The sequence below is a fragment of the Azospirillum sp. TSO22-1 genome (assembly GCF_003116015.1).
Taxonomy (GTDB): Bacteria; Pseudomonadota; Alphaproteobacteria; order Azospirillales; family Azospirillaceae; genus Azospirillum.
Map to the genome: position 1 here is coordinate 1 of NZ_LGQZ01000143.1, position 14,642 is coordinate 14,642.

A 14,642-nucleotide genomic window follows, 5' to 3' on the forward strand; every position below is an offset into this window, starting at 1 on the left:
GAGCAGGGCGGCGACGGTGTCCCACAGCGCCTTGGTCTTGCCGGTGGCGCCGGCCAGGAAGGCGCGGTCGCCCTCGTAGGGGTTCACGTTGCGCACGATGAAGTCGCGGACGTTCACTTCCGTCTGCCACACGCCCTTCGCGAAGCCGCGCCAGGGGTGGAGCGCCGGGGCCGGCGCCAGCGATGCGACGATGGATTCGGTCAAGAAGGTGTCCATGGTCCTAACCCTTCGATGGGGAGGATGCCGCCGCGCTGGGCGGCGGCATCTCCGGTGGGCGTGTCAGGTTACTCGGCGGGGGTGGCGACCAGCGGGGTCGCGGCGGCGGGACGGATCCGCAGCAGTTCCGCCCACTTCTTCAGGGCGGACACCAGGATGACGAAGCCGAGCGACAGCATGACAATCGAGATGCCGGCGTTGAACAGGTTGTAGCCCTTGGCCGCCGGGTTCAGGTAGACGTTGGCGATCATCCAGTAGCCGGCGACGTTGACGGTGACGAACAGGTAGGCCAGCGGGATCAGGCAGGTCAGCATGTAGGCCCGCTTTTCCGACAGGCGCAGGATGATGGTGGCGCCGATGATCAGGCCGACCGAGGCCATCAGCTGGTTCGACACCCCGAACAGCGCCCACACCGAGTTGATGTCGCCCGAGTTCAGCAGGTAGCCCCAGGCCACGCAGGCGATCACGCTGGCGAGGATGGAGCCGGGCATCCAGTCGAGCTTCTTCATCGGGGCGTACAGGTCGCCCAGCAGGTCCTGGAGCAGGTAGCGGGCGACGCGGGTGCCGCTGTCCACGGCGGTCAGGATGAACACCGCCTCGAACATGATGACGAACTGGAAGAAGTAGGACGCGAGGTGGTCGAACCACGGGATGCGGGTGAAGATCTCGGTCATGCCGACCGCCAGCGTCACCGCGCCGCCGGTGCGGCCGTAGAGGTCGAGGCCGATGGCCTGGCTGAGGCGCGGCAGGTCCACCACCTCCATGCCCAGCGCCTTGAAGGCCGCCGGCGCCGAGTTGATGGCGAAATAGTCGGCCGGGTGCAGGGCGGTGGCGGCGATCAGCGCCATGACGCCGACCACGCACTCCGCCAGCATGGCGCCGAAGGCCACGGTGCGGATGTCGCTCCACTTGTCGATCAGCTTGGGCGTGGTGCCCGAGCCGATGAAGGCGTGGAAGCCGGAGATGGCGCCGCAGGCGATGGTGATGGAGATGAACGGCCACACCGGGCCGGCGAGCACCGGGCCGCCGCCGTGGATGAAGTCGGTGAGCGCCGGGAAGCGGATCTCCGGGTTGATGAAGACGACGCCGACGACCAGCGCGCCGAACACGCCGATCTTCATGAAGCTGGACAGGTAGCCGCGCGGGGTGAGCAGCATCCACACCGGCAGCGCGGTGGCGAAGAACGCGTAGACCGGCAGCGCCAGCGCCACGGTCTCCTTGTGCAGGGTCAGCCAGTCGCCCAGCATCGTGCCCTGGAGGTACGGGCCGGCGAAGACCGAGGCGGCGATGGCGGCGATGCCGACGTAGGTGGCGCCCTTGGACGAGCCGGTGAACCGCTCGTAGAGGCCCAGCGCCATGGCGATCGGGATGGTCATGAAGACCGCGAAGGCGCCCCAGGCGTTGCGTTCCAGCGCGTGGACGACGACCATCGACAGGCCGGCCATGGTGATGGTGATGATGAACAGCATGGCGAGGCCCGTGCACCAGCCGGCGATCGGGCCGAGCTCGGCCTTGGCGACCTCGGAGAGCGACTGGCCGCGGTGCTTCATCGAGGCGAACAGCACGACGGTGTCGTGCACGGCGCCGCCGATGACGCAGCCGATCAGCAGCCACAGGAAGCCCGGCAGGTAGCCGAACTGGGCGGCGAGCACCGGGCCGACCAGCGGGCCGGCGGCGGCGATGGCGGCGAAGTGCTGGCCGGCGTTGACCCACTTCTTGGTCGGGACGTAGTTGCGGCCGTCCTCCATCAGGTGGGACGGCGTGACTTCGGAATCATCGGCACGGAGCACCTTGCGCACGAAGAACACGCCGTAGAAGCGGTAGCAGAGTGCGAGAATGCAGAGTGTCGCGATCACAAACGTAAGGGCGTGATCCATGACGGCTCTCCTTGGGGGGATCTTGGCCCCGGTGTACGCCCGTCGGCGGGCGGGCGGGGCCAGGATGCCGGGAACGGCGGAATGGGGTGGCGAGCGGTCGCCACGGGGGGTTAAGCGGCGGCCCGGCGCGGGCGCTCGACGGTGGCGGACACCGCGTCGACGGCGCCGGAGGCCTCGGGGTGGACGCGGTTCACCTCGTTGAAGGCGGCGATCTCGGCGTGGCTGACGTGGGCGAAGTGCTCGGCGGCGCAGGTGGCGATCGCCTCGGCGTCCACGGCGGTGCCGGTGGGCACGCGGACGGTGACGTGCAGGGTGACGGGCACCGCGACGGTGACGGTCTTGGACATGGGGAGTGCTCCGGGGTTTGGTCTGGACCGGACGCTACGCCGCGTCGGCGGGCCGGTGGTGGCGGATCCCCGGAGCGGGGGTATGGAGGGGGCGAGCGGTTGGGATTTGGGGGTGAGCGGCGCCGCTCAGGCTCGGCGGGCGACCGCTCGGGTGGCGATCGTGCCGGTCGCCGGGTTGGCGGGGGAGGGGGCGCGGGGCGGCAGTAGGATGGCAGTGAACCGACCCGCGAGGCCTTCCATGCCGACTTCCGCCCTCCGCACCGCCTGGACCGGGCTGTGCCGATTCCTGAAGGACGATTCCTACGAACGCTATCTGGAGGAGCAGGCGCGTGTGGCTCCCGACGAGCCGCCGCTGGACCGGCAGGCGTTCACCAGGAAGCAGATCCTGCTGACGCTGGGGCGGGGGTGTTGCGGGCGATGATCCCTCTCCCGTCCCGGGAGAGGGTGGCGCCGAAGGCGCCGGGTGAGGGTAAAATCAAGGATCCTTGCCGGTACCCTCACCCTCCCGCGCTTTGCGCGGGCCCCTCCCTCTCCCGGGGCGGGAGAGGGGAAATCACCCGATCCCCAGCCGCTCCTTCAGTGCCCCCAGGAAGCGCCGGCTGACCGGCACCGTGTGCCCGCCGGTGGTGAGGATCTCCGCCAGGCCGCCGTCCTGGAAGCGGATCTCCTTGATGCGCTCCGCGTTCACCAGGAACTGCCGGTGGCAGCGGAACAACGGGCTCTTTTCCTGCAGCGTGTGCAGCGTCAGCTCGGTGAAGCGCTCCTGCCCGTCGGCGCCGACCACGTAGACGCCGGCCGCGCGGGAGACGATGTACTCCACCTCCTCCAGCTTCATCAGGGTGACGCGGTTGACGCCGCTGCACGGGATCTGGCGCAGTTCCGACGCCCCCGCCAGCACCCGCACGTCCTGCGGCGCGTGCGCGCGGCGCAGGCGCTGCAACGTCTTCTCCAGCCGCGCCGGGTCGGCGGGCTTCAGCAGGTAGTCGAAGGCGTGCTCCTCGAAGGCCTGTACGGCGTACTCGTCGTGGGCGGTGAGGAAGACGATGTGCGGCATGCGGTCGGGGTCGAGCATGCTCAGCATCTCCAGCCCGCTCACCCTGGGCATCTGGATGTCGAGGAACACCACGTCCGGCTTCTGCCGGTTGATGGCGCCGATGGCCTCGATGGCGTTGGCGCACTCGCCCATGACGCGGACGTCGGGCGCGGTCTCCAGCAGGCGGCGCAGCTCCTCGCGCGCCAGCGGCTCGTCATCGACGATGAGGATGTCCATCATGCGGAGACCGTCTCCAGCGGCAGGCGCAGCGTGACGCGTGTCGACACGTCCGGCTCGCAGGCGACGGTCACGCCGTAGCCGTCGCCGTAACGGTTGCGGATCCGGCGGTCGACGATGGCCATGCCCAGGCCGTCGCCGCCCGGCTTCTGCTCGTAGAGCCCGGCGTTGTCCTCCACGGTCAGCAGCAGGTCGCCGCCGTCCCGCCGCGCCGCGATGCGGACGTGCCCTTCGCCGAGGAGCTGCGAGGTGCCGTGCTTGATGGCGTTCTCCACCACCGGCTGGAGCGAGAAAGCCGGCAGGCGGACGCCGCGCAGCTCGTCCGGCACGTCGATGTCGACGCCGAGGCGGCCGGTAAAGCGCGCCAGCTCGATCTGCAGGTAGGCGTTCACGTGTTCGATCTCGTCGCCCAGGCAGGCGCCTTCACTGGGCCGCTTGAGGTTCTTGCGGAAGAAGGTGGAGAGGTTCTGCACCAGTTCGCGCGCCTTCTCCGGGTCCTTGCGGATGACGGCGGAGATGGTGTTCAGCGTGTTGAACAGGAAGTGCGGGTTGACCTGCGCGTGCAGCAGCTTGATCTCCGACTGCGCCAGCAGGCTCCTCTGCTGCTCGTACCGCCCGGCGAGGATCTGGCTGGACAGCAGCCGGGCGATGCCTTCGCCCAGCGTGCGGTTGATGGTGGAGAAGATCTTGGTCTTCGGCTCGTACAGCTTGATGGCGCCGATGACGCGGTCGTCCTCGCCGACCAGCGGGATCACCAGCGACGCGCCGAGCCGGCAGCGCGGGTCGATGGAGCACTGGTAGGCCACCTCGTTGCCGTCGGCGTAGAGCACCTGGTTGTTGGCGATCGCCTGCTTCGTCTGCGCCGAGGTGATCGGCGTGCCCGGCAGGTGATGGTCGTCGCCGATGCCGATGAAGGCCATCAGCTTCTCGCGGTCGGTGATCGCCACGGCGCCGACGCCGGTCTCCTCGTAGAGGATGCGGGCGACGCGCTGGCTGTTCTCCTCGTTGAAGCCGCTGCGCAGCACGCCGTCGGCCCGCGCGGCGATCTTCAGCGCCTTGGCGGAGAAGGCGCTGGACTGCTTCTCGATCAGCGCCCGGCGGTCGAGCAGGATGCGCATGAACAGCCCGGCGCCCAGCGTGTTGGCGATGATCATCGGCGCCGCCACCACCTGCACCAGATGCAGCGCCGCCGGGAAGGGGCGGGCCACCGCCAGGATGATCAGCATCTGCACGATCTCGGCAACGAAGGTCACCAGCCCGACGCGCACCGGGTCGAACAGCGGCTCCAGCTTGCCGCGCTTGACCATGTGCCGGTGCACCAGCCCGCCGATCAACCCCTCGACCACGGTGGAGATGGCGCAGGCGGTGGCCGACATGCCGCCCAGCGAGTAGCGGTGCAGCCCGCCGGTCAGCCCCACCGACACGCCCACCGACGGCCCGCCGAGGATGCCGCCGAGCACCGCGCCGATGGCGCGGGTGTTGGCGATGGAATCGTCGATCTGCAGGCCGAAGTAGGTCCCCATGATGCAGAACACCGAGAAGATCACGTAGCAGGCCAGCTTGTGCGGCCAGCGCACGGTGACGTGCGTCAGCGGGATGAACAGCGGCGTCCGGCTCATCAGGTAGGCGACCACCAGATAGACGCACATCTGCTGCAGCAGGGAGACGATGAGGGCGAACGGCTCGACGGTCATGACGGTGTCTCGCAGGGCGGGCATTCGCGCCCGCTGGCATAAGAATGGCCGGCCGGGAGGAGTGTGCGCCAGGACCGGGGTCATAAGGGCACAAAAAAGCCACGGGCAGACCGCCGGTGCCGGCATGGCTCGCCCGGGGGGCCGTCAGCCCTTGTCCAGCAGCCCGTGCGCCGCGTGCCACTCCTCCAGCGACTCGTCCGGGTATTCGTCGTGGCGCGCCTCGCCCGGGCGGTCATCGGCGCGCACCCAGTTCGCCTTCGAGCCGAGCATCATGTGCACCTGCTCCGGCGGGTCCGGCAGCGGCGTGTCGATGGCGCTGGCGAAGGGATGGACGAGGTCGGGCCAGCGCGGGTCCCACACCCACAGCGCCGACCCGCAGCGCGAACAGAACCGCCGCTCCCCCGGGCTCGGCTTGCCGTCGATGGTCGCGTGGAAGACGTTGACGTGTTCCGCGCCCTCGATTGTCAGCGTGTCCGCCCTGGCGCCGAGGTTGACCGCGTACCCGCCGCCGCCCGCCGTCTTGCGGCAGATCGAGCAGTAGCAGCGCAGGTACGGTGCCGGCGCGTACGCCTCCACCGAGAAGCGGACCGCGCCGCAATGGCAGGAGCCTTCAAGCCGCATCGTCGGCCTCCCTTGATTGACGCACGGCGACTGATCTTGGCCCCCGCCGCGCGCCGTCAACCGGCCGGGCGCAGGTCGTCCTCGATGTAGGCGCGGACGACGGCGTCGAAGCCGGTGTCGCCCTCCAGGCCGAGCGAGCGGGCGCGGGCGACGTCCCAGGCGCCGGGCCAGCTGCCGACGATGCGGGTGATGGCGGGGTCCTCCTGCCAGCGCACCCGGGCGGCGGCCTCCGGCCCGGCGACGCGCTCCAGCGCGGCGACCATCTCGTCGGCGCGCACCGACAGGCCGGGCAGGTTGATCGCCCGGGCGGTGCCGAGCGCGTCGGACGGCAGCTCGTGCCCGCGGATCAGGCACTCGATGGCGCGGCGCGGCGAGAGCAGCCAGAGCCGGGTGTCCGGCGGCACCGGGCACACCGCCTCCTCGCCGTTCAGCGGCTCGCGGATGATGCCGCTGGCGAAGGAGGAGGCGGCCTTGTTCGGCTTGCCCGGCCGCACGCTGATGGTCGGCAGGCGCAGCACCCGGCCGTCGACGAAGCCCTTGCGGGTGTAGTCGCCGAGCAGCAGCTCGCCGATCGCCTTCTGCACGCCGTAGGAGGACTGCGGGTTCAGCGCGGTGCCGTCCTGCACCACGTCCGGCAGCGCGCCGCCGTAGACGGCGACCGAGCTGGTGAACACCACGCGCGGCCGGTGCCCGGCGGCGCGGCAGGCCTCCAGCAGCCTCCGCGAGGCGTCGAGGTTGATCCGCATGCCGAGGTCGAAGTCGGCCTCCGCCTGCCCGCTGACGATGGCGGCGAGGTGGAAGACCGACGCGGTGCCGGCGTCGATCACGCCTTCCAGCACCGTCGGGTCGGCGATGTCGCCGGTGACCGCCTGGACGCGCGGGTCGTCGAAGCCGTCCGCCGCGACCACGTCGAGCAGGACGAGGCGGTCGATGGGTTGAGGCCGTCCGTCCGGCCCGGCGAGGGTGCCGCGCTCCAGCAGCGCGCGGGCCAGCCGCCGGCCCAGGAAGCCGGCGCCGCCGGTGATGAGAACCTTCATGTCGCGTCCCCCCTTTTTTGTTCAGCGCATCAGCCCCAGCGCCTTGGCGAAGAAGTCCGGCCCGCCGAAGTTGCCGGACTTGAGCGCCATCAGCAGGTCGTCGCCGGATCCGGCGGTGCGCAGCACCGGCACGCCGGGGGCGATCTCCGGGCCGACCAGGAAGGCCGGGATGCCCAGCCGGTCCACCGCGGCGCCCGAGGTCTCGCCGCCCGCCACCACCAGCCGCCGCACCCCGGCCGCCACCAGCCGTGCGACGATCTCCGCCGTTGCCTGCTCGATGCGGTGGCTGGTCGCCTCGCGGCCGAAGCGGGCGTGCAGCGCCTCCACGGCGTCGGGCGTAGCGCTCGACGCGATCACCACCGGGCCGGACGGCAGCCGTTCGGCGGCGAACGCCAGCGCGCGCTCGATCTCCCCGTCGCCGTCCAGCAGCCGGGCGGGGTCGAGCCGCAGCACCGGCATGCTGGTTTCGGCGACGGCGAGCTGCTCCAGCGTGGCGCGCGAGCAGCTGCCCGCCACCACGGCGGCGTGCCCGCCGACCGGGTCCAGCACCGCCCCGGCGTTCCCCGCCGCCGGCCGCACCGCGCCGGAGGCGACCAGCGCACGGGCGATGCCCAGGCCGAGGCCGGAGGCGCCGGTCGACACTGGCCGGTTCGCCGCCACCGCCCCGACCGTCTCCAGATCGCCGTCCGACACCGCGTCGATGATGGCCGAGCCCATGCCCGCCGCGGCGAGTTCCGCGAGGCGTGCCTCGACGGTGGCGGGACCGCGGTCGACCGTCGCCCGGTCGGCGAGGCCGACGCCGGCTTGCGACTGCCGCGCCAGCACGCGCACCAGATTGGAATCGCGCATGGGGTTGAGGGGGTGGTCCTTCAGCGGGCTCTCGTGCAGCGGCACCGCTCCCACGAACAGGTGGCCCATGTAGACGGTGCGCCCGGTCTCCGGGAAGGCCGGGGTGACCATGACGAGCCCGCCGCCCGCCGCCGCGCGCAACGCGTCGGTGACCGGGCCGATGTTGCCCCGGTCGGTGGAATCGAAGGTCGAGCACACCTTGAACAGCACCCGTTCCGCGCCGCGCGCCGTCAACCAGCGGTGTGCGTCCAGCGACAGCACCACCGCCTGATCGGCGGGGATCGAGCGGCTCTTCAGCGAGACGACGACGGCGTCCACCTCGGGAAGATCCAGCGCCGCGTCCGGCACACCGATGGTCTGCACGGTGCGCAGCCCCGCGCGCGTCAGCGTGTTGGCGAGGTCCGAGGCCCCGGTGTAGTCGTCGGCGATGCAGCCCAAGGCCAGCGTCATGGCGTTCCCGTCCCCCCTTTATCGTTCGAGGAGACAGGGTAGCCCAGGCCGTGCCGCGCCTCCACCGCCCGTTCGGCGGTGTGCCGTCACATCATCGCGTAGTTCGGTCCGCCACTGCCTTCCGGGCAGGTCCAGTCGATGTTCTGCGTCGGGTCCTTGATGTCGCAGGTCTTGCAGTGCAGGCAGTTCTGCGCGTTGATCTGCAGGCGCGGCTCGCCGCCCCCGTCACCGCCGGAGCGGACGATCTCGTACACGCCGGCCGGGCAGTAGCGGGTCTCCGGCGACTCGTAGAAGGTCAGGTTGACCGACAGCGCCTTCTCCGGGTCCTTCAGGCGCAGGTGGACCGGCTGGTTTTCCTCGTGGTTGGTGTTCGACAGGTACACCGAGGACAGCCGGTCGAAGCTCACCACGCCGTCCGGCTTCGGATAGGCGATGGGCGGGCAGGCGCTGGCCGGCTTCAGGCGGTCATGGTCGGTGGCGTGGCGCAGCGTCCACGGCGCCTTGCCGCGCAGCACGTAGGTGTCGAGCGCCGCGTAGGCCATCGCCGGCCACAGGCCCCACTTGAACGCCGGCTTGATGTTGCGGGCGGCGTGCAGCTCCCTGGCCAGCCAGCTCGCCTTGAAGGCCGGCTCGTAACCGGCGGCCTCGCGCCCGCCTTGTCCGTCGGCCAGCAGGGCGGCCACCGCGTCGGCGGCCAGCATGCCGGACTTCATGGCGGCGTGGCTGCCCTTGATCTTCGGCGCGTTGAGGAAGCCGGCGGTGTCGCCGACCAGCACGCCGCCGGGGAAGCTCAGCTTCGGCAGCGACTGCCAGCCGCCCGCCGCGATGGCGCGGGCGCCATAGGCGATGCGCCGGCCGCCCTCGAAGGTCGGGCGGATGGCGGGGTGCGTCTTGAAGCGCTGGAACTCGTCGAAGGGGCTGAGGTGCGGGTTCTCGTAGCCGAGGCCGACGACGAACCCCACCGCCACCAGGTTCTCGCCCAGGTGATAGAGGAAGGAGCCGCCGTAAGTGGCGGTGTCCAGCGGCCAGCCGACGGTGTGGGTGATGCTGCCGGGCTTGTGCTTGGCCGGGTCGATCTCCCACAGCTCCTTGATGCCCAGGCCGTAGACCTGCGGGTCGCAGTCGCGGTCGAGGGCGAAGCGGGCGATCACCGTCTTGGCCAGGCTGCCGCGGCAGCCCTCGGCGAAGATGGTCTGGCGGGCGTGCAGCTCCATGCCCGGCGTGTAGAGCGAGGTCGGCTCGCCGTCGCGGCCCAGCCCCATGTCGCCGGTGGCGACGCCGCGCACCGCGCCGTCCTCGTCGTACAGCACTTCCGCCGCGGCGAAGCCGGGGAAGATCTCGACACCCAACTCCTCGGCCTGCGCCGCCAGCCAGCGGCACACCTTGCCCAGGCTGACGATGTAGTTGCCGTGGTTGTGCAGCGTCGGCGGCGTTGGCAGGCGGAACGAGCCGGTGCGGGTCAGGAGCAGGAAGGTATCCTCGCCGGCCGGGGTGTCGAGCGGCGCGCCCTTCTCCCTCCAGTCGGGGATGAGTTCATCCAGCGCGTGCGGCTCCATCACCGCGCCCGAGAGGATGTGCGCCCCGACCTCGGAGCCCTTCTCCAGCACGCAGACCGACAGGTCGGGCGCGGTCTGCTTCAGCCGGATGGCCGCGGCGAGGCCGGACGGCCCGGCCCCGACGACGACCACGTCGTATTCCATCGCTTCCCGGTCGGTGCGCGTCGTCATGTGTCCGGAATCCCCGTCTGGAAAGAAGGGGCGGGACGGCGGCGTGCGCCGTCCCGCCGAGGCAGGCTCGGGGGGAACGCCCGGGCGAAGGCCCGGTGTCCGCCGGGGAGCCACTCCGGCGGCGCAGAACTTCTCAAAGCCCAGGGCTTCAGATCACAGCTGGCTTTCGTCCAGCGCCATCACCGTGGCCGCACCATCGACCACCGACGCGCGGAAGCCCTCGACCTGACCCAGCAGGTGTTCGGCGAAGAAGCGCGCGGTCACCGGCTTGGCGGCCAGGAAGCCGTCGTCCGAAGCCCCCTCGGCCAGCCGGCGCAGCGCCGCCTGGGCGCCGATGCCCAGGTAATGGCCGCCGGCCAGCAGACCGAAGGCGTTCAGCAGCGGCACCGCCGCGGCGGCGACCAGCGCCGGCTCCGCCGCGTGGGCGAGGATCCAGGCGGCCATCTCGCCGACGCGGCGGGCGGCGAGGCCCAACTCGCGGCCCAGCGCCTGAAGATTGGCGTCGGAGGACCCCGCCATCGCCTCGGCGTTCTTCGCCACGTCGTCGAGGTAGGCGGTGAAGCCGGCGCCCTTGTCGCGCAGCAGCTTGCGGTTCACCAGGTCGTTGCCCTGGATCGCCGTGGTGCCCTCGTAGATCGTGGTGATGCGGGCGTCGCGCAGGTGCTGCGCGGCCCCGGTCTCCTCGATGTAGCCCATGCCGCCGTGCACCTGCACGCCGAGCGAGGCGATGTCCTGCCCCATCTCGGTGCTCCAACCCTTGGCGATGGGGGTCAGCAGCTCCTCCAGCGTCGCCGCGGCGCTGCGGGCTTGCCCGTCGGCGGCGTGGCGGCGGACGTCGTGCGCGGCCGCCGCGGTGTAGAGGATGCCGCGCATCGCCTCGATGCGGGCCTTCATGCCCATCAGGGTGCGGCGCACGTCGGGATGGTTGACGATGGGCGTGCGGGCGGCACCCGCCCAGCCGGCCGGCGTGCCCTGCACGCGCTCGCGGGCGTAGGACAGCGCCTGCTGGTAGGCGCGCTCGGCGATGGACAGGCCCTGCAGGCCGACCGATTGCCGGGCGTGGTTCATCATCACGAACATGTAGGCGAGGCCGTTGTGCGGCTCGCCGACCAGCCAGCCGCGCGCACCACCGTTGTCACCGAAGGACAGCACGGCGGTCGGGCTGGCGTGGATGCCCAGCTTGTGCTCCAGCGACACGCAGGCCACGTCGTTGCGCGCGCCGATGGAGCCGTCCTCGTTCACCAGGAACTTCGGCACCACGAACAGCGAGATGCCCTTGACCCCGGCCGGTGCGTCCGGCAGGCGCGCCAGCACCAGATGGACGATGTTGTCCGTCAGGTCGTGGTCGCCGTAGGTGATGAAGATCTTCTGCCCGAACACCTTGTAGCTGCCGTCGCCGGCCGGCTCCGCCTTCGAGCGGATGGCGGCGAGGTCGGAGCCGGCCTGCGGCTCGGTCAGGTTCATGGTGCCGGTCCACTCGCCCGACACCATGCGCGGCAGGTAGGTCTGCTTGATCTCGTCCGAGGCGAACTGCTGCAGCGCGTTGACCGCGCCCTGCGTCAGCATCGGGTTCAGCGCGAAGGCCATGTTGGCGGCGTGCCACATCTCCTGCACGGCGGTGTTCAGCACGTTGGGCAGGCCCATGCCGCCCCACTGCGTGTCGAACGGCAAGCCGTTCCAGCCGCCCTCGACCAGGGTGTTCCAGGCGTCGCGCCAGCCCTCGGGCGTGGTGACGACGCCGTCGCTCCAGCGCGAGCCCGTGGTGTCGCCGACGCGGTTCAGCGGGGCGAGCAGGCCGCCGGCGATCTTGCCGGCCTCCTCCAGGATGGAGTCGCGCAGCTCCTCGGTGGCCTCCTCGTAGCCGGGCAGGGCGGCCACGGCGGCGATGTTGGCGACCTCGTCCAGCGTGAAGCGGATGTCGCGCAGCGGGGCGGTGTAGGTCATGCTCAGAGCTCCTTGGCGATCTGGCGCAGCACGTATTTCTGGATCTTGCCGGTCGAGGTCTTCGGCAAAGCGCGGAAGACCACCGTGCGCGGCGCCTTGAAGTGCGCCATGTGCTCGCGGCAGAAGGCGATGATGTCGGCCTCGCTGGCGGTCGCGCCGTCCTTCAGGGTGACGAAGGCGCAGGGCGTCTCGCCCCACTTCGGGTCGGGGCGGGAGACCACGGCGGCTTCCAGCACGTCCGGGTGGCGGTACAGCACGTCCTCGACCTCGATGGTCGAGATGTTCTCGCCGCCGGAGATGACGATGTCCTTGGAGCGGTCCTTGATCTCCAGGTAGCCGTCCGCGTGCCACACCGCGAGATCGCCGGTGTGGAACCAGCCGCCGGAGAACGCCTCCTCGGTCGCCGTCCGGTTCTTCAGGTAGCCCTTCATGACGTTGTTGCCGCGCATGAAGACCTCGCCCATGGTCCTGCCGTCCTTCGGCACCGCCTCCAGCGTGGTCGGGTCGGCGACCATGACCGCCTCCAGCATCGGGCCGCGCACGCCCTGGCGGGACTTCAGCACCGACTTCTGGTCAATCTCCAGGCCGTCCCACTTGTCGTGCCAGACGCACAGCGTCACCGGGCCGTACACCTCGGTCAGGCCGTAGACGTGGGTGACCTCCCAGCCCATGCGCTCCATGCCGGCGATCACCGCGGCGGGCGGGGCGGCGCCGGCGGTCATCACCTTGACCTTGTGCGCGATGCCGGCCTTCAGCTCGGCGGGCGCGTTGTTGATCATGTTCAGCACGATCGGCGCGCCGCAGAAGTGCGAAACCTTTTCGTCGCGGATGGCGGCCAGCACGGCGTCGGGGCGGACGGCGCGCAGGCAGACCGAGGTGCCGGCGACCACCGCCAGCGTCCACGGGAAGCACCAGCCGTTGCAGTGGAACATCGGCAGCGTCCACAGGTAGACCGGGCCGTCGCCCATGCTCCAGGACAGCGCGTTCGACACCGCGTTCAGGTAGGCGCCGCGGTGATGGTAGACGACGCCCTTCGGGTTGCCGGTGGTGCCGGACGTGTAGTTCAGCGTGATCGCGTCCCACTCGTCGGCCGGCATGGCCCACGGGAAGTCGGCGTCACCGGTGTCCAGCAGCGCCTCGTAGTCGCACTCGCCGAACAGCTCGCCGCCGGCGTACTGCGGGTCGTCGATGTCGATGACCGGGATCGGCGCCTTCATGGCGGCCACCGCCGGCTTGCCGATCTTCGAGAACTCGCGGTCGCAGATGAGGATCTTCGCCTCGCTGTGCTCCAGCATGAAGGTGATGGCGGCGGCGTCGAGGCGGGTGTTCATGGCGTTCAGCACGGCGCCGGCCAGCGGCACGCCGAAGTGCGCCTCGAACAGCTCGGGCGTGTTGGCGGCCAGCACGGCGACGGTGTCGTTCTTGCCGATGCCGCGCTTGGCGAGCGCCGAGGCCAGCTTGCGGACGCGGACGAAGGTCTCCGCCCACGTGCGGCGGATGGGCCCATGCACGACGGCGACGCGGTCGGGCCAGACGCTGGCGGCGCGCTCCAGGAACGTCAGCGGCGTCAGCGCGACGTGGTTGGCGGCGGTCTTGTCGAGATGCAGGCTGAACGGGCTGGCAGCACCCATGGTATCGCTTCCTCACTCCAGAGCGTCGACGCGTTGGTCGCATCGTTGGCCCGGAGGGTAGCGGCGCGGGTTTGCGCAAGTTTCTCCGAATTGTTGCGAATTGTGATAGTGGCCAACTCCCCTCTCCCCTTGAGGGAGAGGGGCAGGGGGAGAGGGGGAAGTGACTTGGCCGGCTTCGCCGGCGCACCCCTCTCCCCAACCCCTCTCCCTCAAGGGGAGAGGGGCTCTTTACCCATTCACCCAAGTGACGTCCGCCGCGAACAGGTACCCCGCCCCGTACACCGTGCGGATCAGCTTCGGCGACTTCGGATCGGGTTCGAGCTTCTTGCGGATGCGCGAGATGCGCACGTCCACCGCGCGCTCGAAGGGCAGGTCGCCGCGGTCCAGCTCGTCGCTCTGCAACTGCTCGCGCGACAGCACGCGGCGCGGCGCCTTGAGGAGCGCGCTGAGCAGCGTCGCCTCCGCCGCGGTCAGCGTCTCCTTGCGGCCGTCGTCGGAGGTCAGCGTCAGGTCGCCGACGTCGAAGGTCCAGCCGGCGAAGCGCGCCTTGGCCGTGGACGTGCCGCGGCCGGCGGCCATCAGCTGCTCGCGCCGGCGGATCACCGTGTTGACGCGGGCGACCAGCTCGCGCGGTTCAAAGGGCTTCACGATGTAGTCGTCGGCCCCCAGCTCCAGCCCCAGCACGCGGTCGGACACGTCGCCGCGGCCGGTCAGCACGATGACGCCGAAGCGCACATCCTCCCACAGCTCGCGCACCAGGGTCAGGCCGTCCATGTCGGGCAGGCCGAGGTCGACGATCGCGACGTCCGGCGGCTCGCGGCGGATCGCCGTCTTCCCCGCCTTGCCGGACCCGAAGACCGACACCGCATAGCCGAAGCCGCCGAGCGTCGTGCGCAGCAGATCGCGGACATCGGGATCGTCGTCGACGACGTAGATGAGCTTCTTCGCGGCCATGCGCCCTGCGCGTTCCCCCGGTTTC

The 14,642-nt window shown here is 70.6% G+C and carries 13 protein-coding genes; 1 reads left to right on the plus strand and 12 read right to left on the minus strand.

Annotated elements, in window-relative coordinates:
• The 3 genes from TSO221_RS29970 to TSO221_RS29980 form a co-directional block, all read right to left on the minus strand.
• The coding region (locus TSO221_RS29970; protein ID WP_199229684.1) for a hypothetical protein at positions 1-216 on the minus strand (216 nt) is incomplete at its 3' end.
• 68 nt (positions 217-284) lie between these two features.
• Complete coding sequence (locus TSO221_RS29975) at positions 285-2,093, minus strand: carbon starvation protein A (RefSeq protein WP_109122175.1); 1,809 nt, start codon at positions 2,091-2,093, stop codon at positions 285-287.
• Positions 2,094-2,203: 110 nt separating this feature from the next.
• Positions 2,204-2,440: a hypothetical protein gene (locus tag TSO221_RS29980; RefSeq protein ID WP_109122176.1), complete on the minus strand. Its 237-nt coding sequence runs from the start codon at positions 2,438-2,440 to the stop codon at positions 2,204-2,206.
• A 238-nt stretch (positions 2,441-2,678) separates the two neighbouring features.
• Here TSO221_RS29980 and TSO221_RS35190 point away from each other — a divergent pair, with 238 nt between their 5' ends.
• Complete coding sequence (locus TSO221_RS35190; protein WP_199229685.1) at positions 2,679-2,861, plus strand: CstA-like transporter-associated (seleno)protein; 183 nt, start codon at positions 2,679-2,681, stop codon at positions 2,859-2,861.
• A gap of 132 nt (positions 2,862-2,993) precedes the next feature.
• Here TSO221_RS35190 and btsR read toward each other — a convergent pair whose 3' ends face one another.
• The 9 genes from btsR to TSO221_RS30030 all read right to left on the minus strand — a co-directional run bounded on the left by btsR (position 2,994) and on the right by TSO221_RS30030 (position 14,617).
• Positions 2,994-3,713: a two-component system response regulator BtsR gene (gene btsR / locus TSO221_RS29990; RefSeq protein ID WP_109122178.1), complete on the minus strand. Its 720-nt coding sequence runs from the start codon at positions 3,711-3,713 to the stop codon at positions 2,994-2,996.
• Positions 3,710-5,404 (minus strand): sensor histidine kinase, encoded by a 1,695-nt coding sequence (locus TSO221_RS29995; RefSeq protein WP_109122179.1) that lies wholly within the window; start codon positions 5,402-5,404, stop codon positions 3,710-3,712. Before TSO221_RS29995 ends, btsR begins: the two co-directional genes overlap by 4 nt.
• A gap of 144 nt (positions 5,405-5,548) precedes the next feature.
• Complete coding sequence (locus TSO221_RS30000) at positions 5,549-6,025, minus strand: GFA family protein (RefSeq protein ID WP_109122180.1); 477 nt, start codon at positions 6,023-6,025, stop codon at positions 5,549-5,551.
• A 56-nt stretch (positions 6,026-6,081) separates the two neighbouring features.
• The gene (denD, locus tag TSO221_RS30005; RefSeq protein WP_109122181.1) at positions 6,082-7,062 is read right to left on the minus strand and encodes a D-erythronate dehydrogenase; all 981 of its coding nucleotides are present in this window, start codon (positions 7,060-7,062) and stop codon (positions 6,082-6,084) included.
• A gap of 21 nt (positions 7,063-7,083) precedes the next feature.
• Complete coding sequence (gene otnK / locus TSO221_RS30010; protein ID WP_109122182.1) at positions 7,084-8,361, minus strand: 3-oxo-tetronate kinase; 1,278 nt, start codon at positions 8,359-8,361, stop codon at positions 7,084-7,086.
• A gap of 86 nt (positions 8,362-8,447) precedes the next feature.
• The gene (locus tag TSO221_RS30015) at positions 8,448-10,088 is read right to left on the minus strand and encodes an electron transfer flavoprotein-ubiquinone oxidoreductase (RefSeq protein ID WP_109122183.1); all 1,641 of its coding nucleotides are present in this window, start codon (positions 10,086-10,088) and stop codon (positions 8,448-8,450) included.
• 153 nt (positions 10,089-10,241) lie between these two features.
• Positions 10,242-12,032, minus strand: coding sequence for an acyl-CoA dehydrogenase (locus TSO221_RS30020; protein ID WP_109122184.1), 1,791 nt, complete (start codon positions 12,030-12,032; stop codon positions 10,242-10,244).
• A 2-nt stretch (positions 12,033-12,034) separates the two neighbouring features.
• Positions 12,035-13,663 (minus strand): acyl-CoA synthetase, encoded by a 1,629-nt coding sequence (locus TSO221_RS30025; RefSeq protein ID WP_109122185.1) that lies wholly within the window; start codon positions 13,661-13,663, stop codon positions 12,035-12,037.
• 228 nt (positions 13,664-13,891) lie between these two features.
• Positions 13,892-14,617, minus strand: a complete 726-nt coding sequence (locus tag TSO221_RS30030; protein ID WP_109122186.1) for a response regulator transcription factor — start codon at positions 14,615-14,617, stop codon at positions 13,892-13,894.
• Positions 14,618-14,642 lie beyond the last annotated feature (25 nt).

What these genes read in the sequence shown, in the direction of transcription:
- TSO221_RS30000 (WP_109122180.1), bottom strand. Translation starts at nt 6,025, where the DNA reads ATGCGGCTTGAAGGCTCCTGCCATTGCGGCGCGGTCCGCTTCTCGGTG.
- TSO221_RS29975 (WP_109122175.1), bottom strand. Translation starts at nt 2,093, where the DNA reads ATGGATCACGCCCTTACGTTTGTGATCGCGACACTCTGCATTCTCGCA.
- otnK (WP_109122182.1), bottom strand. Translation starts at nt 8,361, where the DNA reads ATGACGCTGGCCTTGGGCTGCATCGCCGACGACTACACCGGGGCCTCG.
- TSO221_RS30020 (WP_109122184.1), bottom strand. Translation starts at nt 12,032, where the DNA reads ATGACCTACACCGCCCCGCTGCGCGACATCCGCTTCACGCTGGACGAG.
- TSO221_RS29995 (WP_109122179.1), bottom strand. Translation starts at nt 5,404, where the DNA reads ATGACCGTCGAGCCGTTCGCCCTCATCGTCTCCCTGCTGCAGCAGATG.
- TSO221_RS30015 (WP_109122183.1), bottom strand. Translation starts at nt 10,088, where the DNA reads ATGACGACGCGCACCGACCGGGAAGCGATGGAATACGACGTGGTCGTC.
- denD (WP_109122181.1), bottom strand. Translation starts at nt 7,062, where the DNA reads ATGAAGGTTCTCATCACCGGCGGCGCCGGCTTCCTGGGCCGGCGGCTG.
- TSO221_RS30025 (WP_109122185.1), bottom strand. Translation starts at nt 13,663, where the DNA reads ATGGGTGCTGCCAGCCCGTTCAGCCTGCATCTCGACAAGACCGCCGCC.
- TSO221_RS30030 (WP_109122186.1), bottom strand. Translation starts at nt 14,617, where the DNA reads ATGGCCGCGAAGAAGCTCATCTACGTCGTCGACGACGATCCCGATGTC.
- TSO221_RS35190 (WP_199229685.1), top strand. Translation starts at nt 2,679, where the DNA reads ATGCCGACTTCCGCCCTCCGCACCGCCTGGACCGGGCTGTGCCGATTC.
- btsR (WP_109122178.1), bottom strand. Translation starts at nt 3,713, where the DNA reads ATGATGGACATCCTCATCGTCGATGACGAGCCGCTGGCGCGCGAGGAG.
- TSO221_RS29980 (WP_109122176.1), bottom strand. Translation starts at nt 2,440, where the DNA reads ATGTCCAAGACCGTCACCGTCGCGGTGCCCGTCACCCTGCACGTCACC.